The sequence below is a fragment of the Ruegeria sp. CF3 genome (assembly GCF_056537365.1).
Genome location: NZ_JBQFRK010000001.1, coordinates 1,532,911 through 1,544,052, shown reverse-complemented (window position 1 = coordinate 1,544,052; position 11,142 = coordinate 1,532,911). Strand labels below are relative to the sequence as shown.

The 11,142-nt window shown below is 53.6% G+C and carries 6 protein-coding genes, 1 tRNA gene and 1 pseudogene; 6 read left to right on the top strand and 2 right to left on the bottom strand.

Annotated features, from left to right (window positions below):
* The first annotated feature begins 34 nt into the window (after nt 1-34).
* The 4 genes and pseudogenes from ACR0KC_RS07720 to ACR0KC_RS07705 all read left to right on the top strand — a co-directional run.
* Nucleotides 35-111, top strand: a tRNA-Met gene (locus ACR0KC_RS07720).
* Nucleotides 112-1,098: 987 nt separating this feature from the next.
* Nucleotides 1,099-4,227, top strand: coding sequence for an adenylate/guanylate cyclase domain-containing protein (locus ACR0KC_RS07715; protein ID WP_480771679.1), 3,129 nt, complete (start codon nt 1,099-1,101; stop codon nt 4,225-4,227).
* A gap of 133 nt (nt 4,228-4,360) precedes the next feature.
* Nucleotides 4,361-5,335, top strand: coding sequence for a hypothetical protein (locus tag ACR0KC_RS07710; protein WP_170734236.1), 975 nt, complete (start codon nt 4,361-4,363; stop codon nt 5,333-5,335).
* Between the two features lie 384 nt (nt 5,336-5,719).
* Nucleotides 5,720-6,109 (top strand): annotated as a pseudogene (locus ACR0KC_RS07705) (transposase); the annotation flags it as partial.
* A gap of 143 nt (nt 6,110-6,252) precedes the next feature.
* Here the strand turns inward: ACR0KC_RS07705 and ACR0KC_RS07700 are convergent.
* Together ACR0KC_RS07700 and ACR0KC_RS07695 are read right to left on the bottom strand one after the other, a co-directional pair.
* Nucleotides 6,253-7,266: a hypothetical protein gene (locus ACR0KC_RS07700; RefSeq protein WP_170515268.1), complete on the bottom strand. Its 1,014-nt coding sequence runs from the start codon at nt 7,264-7,266 to the stop codon at nt 6,253-6,255.
* Nucleotides 7,267-7,711: 445 nt separating this feature from the next.
* A complete protein-coding gene (locus ACR0KC_RS07695; RefSeq protein ID WP_480593604.1) occupies nt 7,712-7,909 on the bottom strand; it encodes a hypothetical protein in 198 nt (65 codons plus the stop codon).
* A 1,022-nt stretch (nt 7,910-8,931) separates the two neighbouring features.
* Here ACR0KC_RS07695 and pcaF point away from each other — a divergent pair.
* Nucleotides 8,932-10,134: a 3-oxoadipyl-CoA thiolase gene (pcaF, locus tag ACR0KC_RS07690; RefSeq protein ID WP_170596866.1), complete on the top strand. Its 1,203-nt coding sequence runs from the start codon at nt 8,932-8,934 to the stop codon at nt 10,132-10,134.
* Nucleotides 10,135-10,149: 15 nt separating this feature from the next.
* Nucleotides 10,150-11,142 carry a 1,2-phenylacetyl-CoA epoxidase subunit PaaA gene (paaA, locus tag ACR0KC_RS07685; RefSeq protein WP_170404695.1) on the top strand — a complete coding sequence of 331 codons (993 nt, stop codon included), beginning with the start codon at nt 10,150-10,152 and terminating at the stop codon, nt 11,140-11,142.

Below are 11,142 nucleotides of genomic sequence, written 5' to 3'. Positions count from 1 at the left end.
TCAAGTAGCGTAAGCGATAGGTCACTTAAAGTGTCGCGGGATGGAGCAGCCCGGTAGCTCGTCAGGCTCATAACCTGAAGGTCGCAGGTTCAAATCCTGCTCCCGCAACCATTACAGTCGAACGCAGTGTCAGACGAGCCGCCTCAGGGCGGCTTTGTTCGTTCTGAGATGCTCCCAACGCAAGCAAACCTGCCAACTCTCCAACAAGTTCAATCGCATACTTTCCATCATCTGGGATCAACCTGATCTCCGATAGACAGCTGCGAATGATGGATGTCGTTTTCGCTTGAGATGACGGATCGCGCAAACGAGATCAGGATCATTGCCATCGAGTGTGTCAAGGACGATGAGTCGTCCTATTTCCTCCCAATGATTGCGGCCCAGCCATCACGGCTGGTGGGTTGATAGTACTCTTAACCTGTGAGCCGTTGCTTGCCTGTCAAGGGCAGCACGGCGTGGTTACCTCACGGTTACCACTACTGAGATCAGGCCCGACTTCTACACGTTTAACTCAATGAAGTTATTTAAATTTTGTCTGTTTTGACTTTGGGTGGTTATCCGGACGTGATAGTCTCAAGCGCAAGGGTGCCGGGTGAGTGCCTGGATACCTCCTCTCTCTGACAAGCGACGAGGCCACTCCGGTCGGTTAACGCCGATACGTGTCAACCCGGCCCCGATCTCTTCTGCGCAACTGACAACAGGTTCAGTCCCAGCCCCGCTTGACCGCACCGGACAGCATTACGGTGATCTTCTCTCTTATCGTTTGATCGGGATTGCGTTTGAACATGAAGATCTTGCTGAATCCGCACCGTGTTCAAAGACCGCGACTGTGCTGGATACGGTAGCCATGGCTCACGCGTTCGCGGACTTCTTTTACCATGTCGTGGTCGTTGATCTTCAAATCCCGGATCGCGTCTTCTTTCAACCGACGTCTAACCCGTTCGGCAACTGCGCCTTCAAGTAGTAGTTGTGCTTCCGGCACAAACAGCGCACATCCTTTGACATTTGGCGCGAGTTCTTGTTGGCTTCATTAATCCGGGATTGGCTTCGCGTTAACCGGCCTGCCAGAACCGTAGAGAATTGAAGGGCCCGTTGCCGATGCTTACATTAAAGTCATGGCTCGAATCTCTGAAGTTGGAAAAATACCTCGACGTGATGGAAGCCAATTCCATTGATTTAGACGTCATCGGAGAGCTTTCTGAGCAGGATTTCGCAAGCCTTGGCATCGCGCTTGGCGATAGCAAACGACTTCTCAAAGCGATGAGGGCGCTGCCGGAGGAGAGGGAAGACCCCGACGTTGCCGGTTTTCAGGAATCCGCCTCCGCCTTCGAAATCGCGACAGAACGGCCGCGAAGGTCCATCGGCGAGTTGCGTCAGATGACGATCATGTTCGTTGATTTGGTCAACTCGACAGGGCTCGTGCAGGAACTGGGGATCGAGCAGTATCGAGACTCGCTCAAGGCCTTTCAGAACCTCTGTGCTGAAGCGATCAAAGAGAATTTCGGCTATGTCGCTCAATTCGTCGGTGACGGGGTGGTTGCCTACTTCGGTCACCCGGTAGCCAACGAAGATGATGCAGAGCGCGCAGTGCTCACGGCACTTGCAATCATCGAAAAAGTGAGCGTGATCCCTGTTCCCCCGCTAGAAAAACTGTCCGTGCGCATTGGCATAGCGACCGGCGATGTTCTGCTCGAAGATATTATGCACGGCACACAACAGGTCGACAGTTTCGTGCTGGGGGATATCCCCAACCTCGCCGCCCGCCTTCAGGCGCTGGCCGATCCTGGGCAAATTGCCATATCTGGGCGAACGCGGCGGCTTTTGGGGTACAACTTCCGCTGCACTTCGATCGGCAAACACCAACTGAAAGGATTTTCGCGCCCTGTAAGTGTTTGGCTGGTCAAAGAATCTCGAAAGACAGAGCTACGCTTCGAGAAGCGGATGCACGGCGCGCTAACCCCCCTGATTGGACGTGAAGGCGAATTCAACTTGCTGCGCAGACGCTGGAACGCCGCCTGCCGTGGCGAAGGACAGGCAATATTTCTCTCTGGCGAGGCGGGGCTCGGAAAGTCGCGTCTAGCAGAGGAAATACAGCAAACGCTCGTTCTCCCCATGGGCCAGAGGCTCAGCTTCCAGTGCTCACCCTACCATGAAAACAGCTCGTTCTTTCCAATAAAGTCACATATCATCAATGCTGTCGGCCTTAAGGAAAACGACACTCTCAAAGAGCGTGAATCCAAACTGAAAACGTTTCTGGAAGAGCGCGGCAACGCCTCCGACGAAGTGACCTCACTGTTTTCCAACCTGCTTTCTTTCGGTGCGCCGGAGCAACGCCCGCCTGTGGCGCCCGAAGAGATTAAAACGCGCACTTTTGAGATCCTGCAAAACTACGTCGAACGCGCCTCGCTCAAAAAACCTGTCTTTATCCTCTTCGAAGACCTGCAATGGATCGATCCCTCTTCCGAAGAGTTGCTCAACAACCTGCTGGAGCGAATCGGCAATCTGCGGGTCATGGTACTGGGCACCTACCGCCCTGAATACACACCAAGGTGGTCGAACCTGCCCAAGGTCACCACATTGTCGTTGCCCAGTTTGGGCACGCGCGAAACAGCACAGCTACTCGAAGCACTGATGAGCGACGGAATGGCACTGAACGGGCTTATGGAAACCATCATCACCCGCTCGGAAGGCGTACCGCTCTTTGTTGAGGAAATGGTGAGTATGCTGGCCCGCTCCGCGGGTTCAATCCAGCCGGACAGCCATTTGAAACAAGAAACACTATTCCCGTCGAACTTGAAGGACCTGCTCCGGGTCCGGCTCGACCATCTGAGCGTCGCACCGGACACGATTTCAATTTGTGCCGCTCTGGGACAGGGCTTTACGAGTGATCTCGTCGCCGCCGTTGCTGGGCGACCGGTCGATGAAATCCTGTCAGAGCTTCAAAACCTCGCACGCGCACAGACCATGGTGGAGAAATTTGAAGGAGGCGAAAGCAGTTTTTCTTTCCGCCATGCCCTGATCAGCGATGTCGCCTACGAGGCGATCTTACCACAACAGGCAAGGAGTCTTCACCTCCGCATTGCCGAAACCATGGTAGCGCGTTTTGCGAACCTTTGCGCACGTCAGCCCGAAATTCTGGCGCTACACTACAAAAAGGCGGAACAATTCGACGCTGCGCGGGATCGGTGGCACGAAGCTGCCAAGCTGAGCCTGCGCAACTATGCCAGCAACGAAGCAATTGCCCAGATGAGCGCCGCGATCGAGGCGCACGACAGGCTTGAGCACCACGAAACGTCCGACCAGATCGAGATCAAATTGCGCCAGTCTCTCGCCGTCGCCCTTGAAATGCGCAGCTGGGGCTCGCCCGACATCACAAGAAATCTGGAAAAGCTGATCGCGCTTAACGAGAAAAGTGGCGATCACGAAGTGGCTTTTACCAACCTCCACCAGCTCATAGGTGAACACTTGATCGGTGGCCGCCCCGATGCCGCCTGGCCGTATTGCGAACAAATGACTGACATGCTGGCCGATGACCCCAATGCCGCTTTGCACACCTTAAGCGAACACAATAGCGGCTTGGCTTCGCTGCTTAGGGGCGAATTCGACCAGGCGATTTCTCATCTGGACCGTGCAATTGAACATCGCGCCCAGTGCGACTTGAGCGAAATCAACCGATTCTATCCAGCGGATACGGAAATTGTCGATATGGTGATGCGCTGCTGGGCACGTACTCTGCAGGACCCTGAAGATGACAAGGTGCGCTCGGAACTGGAGCAGGCGATAGCCAAAACCCGCGCCGAACGCAGCGAATTCTCCCGCTGCTACGCGTTGAGCATTATCGCGTCCATTTACTGTACCTACGGTGAGCCCGCACCCTGTCTAGAATTTGCCAAGGAAGCGTACGAAACCAGCAAAAGAAAGAAATTCAAGTATTGGGAACACTGGTCCGCCGTACTTGTGGGATGGGCCGAGACCAGATGTGGCGAAGCAACGGGTGTCAAGACCCTACGGGACGGGCTTGAAAAATATGTGGAGACAGGATCGGGTCAGATCGTTGCCTTCTCGCACAGCCTGCTTGCGGATGCCTTGCTCCATCAGGGCGATCCGGAAGAAGCCGCCGTGGAAATGTCCAAAGCCCGTGAGATTCTTGCGGTCTCCTCCATCAGGTTCCATGAACGGCTGACCGATACAATCGAAAAGAAGATTAAGGCCCATCCCGCCGTTTGACCACGCTGCACCCTGCAACCCGAAATCCCGTTCACAGTCCACATTTTCCCGCAAACCGGGGGAATTCTTAGATTTTTTAAACCGAACGTGCTACGGTTCTGGCATTACTCGAATTTTGTTGTCGGAGTAAATTATGAAAAGACCCAGTTTAAGTATGTTGCTGTTAACTTGCATTGTCGCTCTTTTTTCCGGTTGTTCCTATGTAGTGGAAGACGAGAAGGGATCATCATTCAACACGATCAACCTGCCCGACCAGAAGGTGGTCGCGGGCGGAGTATCTCCTAACAAGAATCTGGAAGACCCGCCCAAGCCAGTGAAAGAGTTCACGGAAGCGGATTTCAAAAGGCTCCTGTCGCAGCTCAGTGAGCCCCCTTGCGATCCCCAGCAGGAGTTTTGTCCTGCCATTAACCGTGCGTCGGTTGTCCGTGACTACGGCGGATTTTCCGGGGTCGCAACCGAGCCGGTTGTAAGGGTTGCGAACAACAGGAACCTGTTCGGCACAAGGACAGTTTCGGTCAAGGGGCAGATATTGGACAAATGTCTGCACGACTCTAGGCTCGCCGGGTATTATTATTCTGGCGGCGCAGATGGTCCGTATGCAAAATCAAGCGGCGACCTTCGTCTCTGTGTCCTGATGCGAACCGCAGTCTCGCGTGCGGGAAGGCTGACGCCAGCAGTTCGTTACCAGTACTTCCACGTCGAGGCCGGGAACGCCAGGGTCGACAAAAAAACTATAGAAGACGCGATAAAAGGTGTATTTCACAAAGCCTTTGATGCGACAGAACTGAAGGTCAGCGCTGCCATGGCGGAGCCGTTCGAATACAAGCTTTATGCCGCGAAACAGGACATCAAAATCGTCAACTATTGGGAAGCGAATTGGGAGCTTGGCAAGGGCCGCGCAAAATGGAAAAAATTCGATCAAAGCACAGTTCCACCCGGAAGTCTGAATCGTATCCCCCTGATCTTTGCGGATAACGGGACCGCCTGTATTGACATGATGTTCCCGGAGGAAACGGGCGTACCAATGACACTAAAACCCAACGCCGCGGCCGGTGTCCACTATTGCCTCGGTCGTTGTTCAAAACCGCCCATCGTGAACACGCGCTGACAGAGCGGTGAGTTTGGCGACCCTGTCGCGCGTTGCGTGTTTCAGCCGGCGCCGTTTTTTCTACTTCGCGAACGTTGCATTTGCCCATTTAGGCGAGCCGGCATGAACTTCCATGTCGAAGGCTCCACCAGCGATGTCCCGTAGAAAGCTGGATATAACTACGCACGTGAAGGGTCCTGTGCGGGGCTTTTCTCGCTTGGTCGTCCTTCATCTGGCTTTGAAATGCACGCAACGCAGAGGCGTCTGTGAACCCATGCCGGACTTCAAGAAACTGGGAGCCGGTGTAGCAGATCCGCAGGCGATCATTCTGATCGAAGGAAAGAACGCGAGTAGGAAGGTCCAGACCTGCTCGCATGTTCTCTTTCAGAATGGGCGTGTGACCCACACCTGCTCGAAAACGCACACGGCCTGCATATGAGGACCGATATCACACCGGGTTGGACATCTGATTATCGTGGTTTCGATTTGGTAAAGGTAGACAATCTGCCTTAGCCGCGCGTGTTGATAGCTGATCGCGGCTATGATGCTGACAAAACACGTAGACAGATGAATAATCGAGATGTGATGACCCAGATACCGATGCTGAAAATCATATAGATGCGCGTTGGTGTCGACCGTTCACTCTACCGGCCGCGAAATCGGGTCTCGCGCTGCTTTTACAGGCTCAAAAACGCTCGACGTGTTGCGACCCGCTACCACAAGACCGCAGAGAGCTTCCTCGGATTCATAGACATTGAGTCCAACCGACTTTGGCGTCGCCATTTGTCAACATGAACTAGTCGCCAGTTCTCTTGATTTACGGCGTAAGTCGCGATCACTACCGCAGGTCACAAAGCCCAAAGCGCCATTCGCTGCGCTCACATAAGCGCATCTCGTTTTTATCGATGCCTCAATTTTGGCGTGCGAGAAGAATTGACCTATCGCGTCGCATCCAAACCCGGTGGAACGCCCTTGCAATAGCCGCCCGCACAAAACACACCTGCGTTTGGCAGCGACGCCGGCACGGAAATGTCAAAACCATTAACCTTATCCACGAACCAAATGTCGATACAGGCATTCCCTACAATCAGGTATGCAGGGTTGTTGGGCGGCAGCGCCGTGCCGTCAATTTGCATAAGTACAAGCTGAATTCCCGTTCCTCTTGCAATAAATCGCTGCTGATACGAACCACCATTGGGCGGCGGGTTTGAAAAGCCGCCTGATTCTTCGACTTTCAGGCTTTGGCCATTCACATTGAATACCCACCGCACATTGATTGGGATGCCCTCTATGTCGTTCGTAAGTAGATTACGACATAGGACAAACTTGGTGGTTCTTATGTCGAATTGGCCACGACCAAGGCCCTCGTTCGCGTCTTGATCAAAAGCGTACTGGACGGCAGTCATGGAACTGCGACCCAAAATAGCCGTTTTGTAGATTTCCCATTTGTTATTTGGATTGCCCAGATCTGGTGGGGCAGGCGGAAGCGCCTTACACTTTTCTGCGCCGATGTCAGAAACTGTTAGCATTTCTATCGCTGCCGCGGCTTGCACTCCACCACCGTTCAGTTCTTCATCTTCAAAATACCCGAGTGAGTCACCAAGTGCTTCCAACCCAGGGTTATCACTTTGTCTCAGAGCATTGATAAAAGCATCTTCGTTCAATGATCTATAACCATCCTCCTCCGAAGCATTTATCGCAAGTGCGGACTCGGAGCTTAGGCCCAACTCGCTTATTTGGTCGGAAAGCTCTTTTAGGTCAAAAAACTTCTTTATGTGGTTACCTTCAGAATCTTTTTCCTCGGACAGATAGCTGTAGAAAACACTTGGCACCGTCACGATTTCGTTGTCCTGACCGCGAACATCCGTCGCAATGGACAATGAAACCAATAAACACATCGGAGTTCCGTAACGAGCCTTGCTAAAAAAGGCTGCGCAAAGACTACTGATCATAAAACCCTCCCGGAAAAACTTAACGACAAAAAAGCAAAGACTTAAAAACAACAGCAATCAGCTAAGTGCGATTGGACGGCAAAACGTTCACGCAATGAGCAAACCGCTGCAGCGGTGTAAGGTTAGCACAATTCAGCATTCGCTGCACTGGATTTGTAGCAGTGCGACGTACAGTTGCCGCTTGGGCATTTTGTTTTCGCCGGAAGCTTCATTCTTAGCAACTAAACCAAGTAAACTGCCAAACACAGCATCAGATATAAAAATAACGGTCATTTATTCGGCAATAGCGCGAATCTCAGCCTCGTCTCGTGCCGCTAGGCCGAGAACTATGATTTTGGGCTAGACCATGCGTGGTGTGTTGAGCTTTCCAAATTGCTTGGTCTCGTGTGCCAAACAAATGCGCATAGCTAGGCCCATAGTGTGCTTCGTCAAGTGATAGAAGCGGTCACATCACCGACAAGAGCACGATCGCTTTGTAAGCATATAAAAGCGTCCAGCCTCTTTGCTCTAAGAATTGATTGGGTTCAGCGGCATCATAGCCGCCACGCAAGATGCGCGCAAAATGCAGCGTCCGCTGCGGTTTCATTCGCCCCCGTGCCGTTATCGTATCTGACCTGAAAACCCGATCAATTTCGCGTTTCAAATCGTTCCATCCTTTCGGTCTGGAGTTGGGAAGGCTGGCAATGGTGACCCTCCCGGGCCGCCCCTCTTGCAGGCTTTAATTCAGTACAGTCGCTCAGAATCTTCTCGAAGAGACTCTGGACTTTTTTGTATGCCTCTAACTTGGCGTTTCCAGACACTTTTTTTGACTGCCGGTAAAGCTCTACCGCCTCTACGAATAGGTTGTTAACTTCCGTGTCATTGTTTTGTGCTCGCACTTCGAATGCTGAAATGCAAAAAAAAGCAAACGCCAGCAAAACGGTTCAACGCACGTGTTGCGACGATCCGTTGTAATCACCGCCTATACTTGGCATTTCAGTTGCGTTCGGCATCGGTGGTTGCGCCCTACCGTAAGCAATTGGGTCGAACAAAGCACCGAACAGACCGCCGCACGGCGGCTTTGTTCGTTTTGAATCTCAACCAACGCAAATACACCGACAGTTCCTCGACAAGTTTAATCGCATACTTCCGTTCTAACGGGATCAACTTGATCTCCGATAGACAGCTGCGAATGATGGATGTCGTCTCGGCTTCTGTGCATTGAGCATTCAACGCTTCTTTTCAAAGTTAACTTGATGATTGTCGATGACTGAAGGCGGCTTTTGCGACGAAAGTTGTTAAGTGTCATTCATTAAACGCTATAGGTCAAAACCAGACAATCTGGTGCGATGTCTGCCTCAGATACAAACGTTTACCGGAACTCCAATCTCAGAATGGCAACATTTCAAACTGCCTATTCGAAGCGGTCTAAGTACGTTTTCGATTTGTCAAATTTTGTGTTGAAGGAACCCTTATCAAAGGTCTGAGACGGCATCGGCGCAGATGGTAAGCCGGCAAAGACTACGTTTCACACGACCAAGTTACTCGCAGCAAGCCAAAGCGTTACGGAAAAAGCAAGAAAACGTAGATGAAGTAACATAAAGCTTGCTGCGAATCGATGAGAGGCTTATTAACCGACCTACCGGTCACTTAATGATGTGAATTCAAATTCGGAGTAATCGACCTATGGACGCCTTTATCTGCGACGCCCAGCGCACCCCGATCGGACGATATGGTGGTGGACTAAGCCAGGTGCGCACAGATGATCTTGCCGCCCTGCCAATCGCTTCGCTTGTCGCGCGTAACCCACAGGTGGATTGGTCCAGTCTGGACGACGTGATTTATGGCGATGCGAACCAAGCCGGTGAAAGCAACCGCAATGTGGCGCGGATGGCGGCGTTGCTGGCAGGGCTGCCGGTGGATGTACCGGGAACGACAATCAATCGGCTCTGCGCGTCTGGCATGGATGCGGTGGGCATGGCTGCGCGCGCCATCAAGGCTGGGGATTATGACATGGCGATCGCGGGTGGGGTCGAAAGCATGTCGCGTGCGCCATTTGTGATGCCCAAGGCAACATCCGCCTTTACTCGTGCCAATGCCGTTTACGACACCACGATCGGCTGGCGCTTTGTGAACCCGAAAATGGAAAAGGAATTTGGTATCGACTCGATGCCCGAAACAGCGGATAACGTAGCGGAAGCTTATGGTATCAGTCGCTCCGATCAGGACGCGTTTGCCGAACGCAGCCAGGCCCGCTGGGCCGCGGCGCACCAGACCGGGGTGTTTCAGGAGGAGATCACCCCGGTCACAATCCCCCAGCGCAAAGGTGACCCGGTGGTGGTCGATACGGACGAGCATCCGCGACCGGGGACTACAGCAGAGAAACTGTCTGGCCTAAAGGGCATCAACGGTCTGGACAAGACTGTGACCGCTGGAAACGCCTCGGGTGTTAACGACGGCGCGGCGGCGATCCTGATGGCAAATGAAACTGCTGCGGCAAAGAACGACCTGACCCCGATTGCCCGTGTGGTTGGCATGTCCGTTGCTGGAGTGGAGCCGCGCGTGATGGGCATCGGCCCGGTTCCAGCCAGCCGTAAGGTGCTTGCACGGGCTGGGCTCAGCATCGATCAGATGGATGTGATAGAATTGAACGAGGCGTTTGCCTCGCAGGGCCTAGCCACGCTGCGCGAACTCGGGGTGCCTGATGATGCGCCGCATGTGAACCCAAATGGCGGGGCAATCGCCATTGGCCACCCGCTTGGAATGAGCGGTGCGCGGCTAGTGATGACTGCTGCCTATCAACTGCGCCGCACCGGAGGCCGCTACGCGCTCTGTACCATGTGTGTCGGGGTAGGGCAGGGTGCCGCACTTATTCTTGAACGTGTGTAAGGGAGGAGACCTCACATGTACGCTCAGATGATCAAAACAGCCGGAACAGGCGTGAAATCCCGCGAGGAGATGACCGAGCAGGAGCGCGCGTTTCAGGACAAGATCGACGCCGATATCAAGATCGAGCCCAAGGATTGGATGCCCGACGACTATCGCGCGACACTGATCCGTCAAATTGGCCAGCACGCACATTCTGAAATCGTAGGCCAGCTGCCCGAAGGAAACTGGATCACCCGAGCGCCAACGCTGGAGCGCAAGGCGATCCTGCTGGCCAAGGTGCAGGATGAGGCCGGGCATGGGCTGTATCTCTATTGCGCGGCAGAAACGCTGGGTGTCAGCCGGGATGAGATCACCGAGATGCTGCTGGACGGGCGCATGAAGTATTCGTCGATCTTCAACTACCCGACACTGAACTGGGCCGATATAGGCGCGGTCGGATGGCTGGTCGATGGCGCTGCGATCATGAACCAGGTTCCGCTGCAGCGGACATCCTTCGGACCATACTCGCGCGCAATGATCCGCATCTGCAAAGAAGAGAGCTTTCACCAGCGCCAGGGCTATGATGCGATCCGCAAGATGGCAGAGGGTACGCCAGAACAGCGTAAGATGGCGCAGGATGCAATAAATCGACTGTGGTACCCGTCGCTGATGATGTTCGGGCCGTCGGACAAGGAAAGCGTGCATTCGGCGCAATCCATGGCGTGGAAGATCAAGATCAACACCAATGACGAGCTGCGCCAGAAATTCGTGGATCAGACCGTGCCTCAGGCCGAATATCTGGGTCTGAGTATCCCTGACCCGGACCTGAAATGGAACGAAGAACGGGGCCATTATGATTACACCGACCCGGACTGGTCCGAGTTTTTCGATGTGATCAAGGGCAACGGCCCCTGCAATGTCGACCGGCTGGCCGCGCGTAACAAGGCGTGGGACGACGGTAAATGGGTTCGCGACGGGCTGCTGGCTCATGCCCGCAAGAAACGCGCCGCAAATCTGGCTGCAGAATAA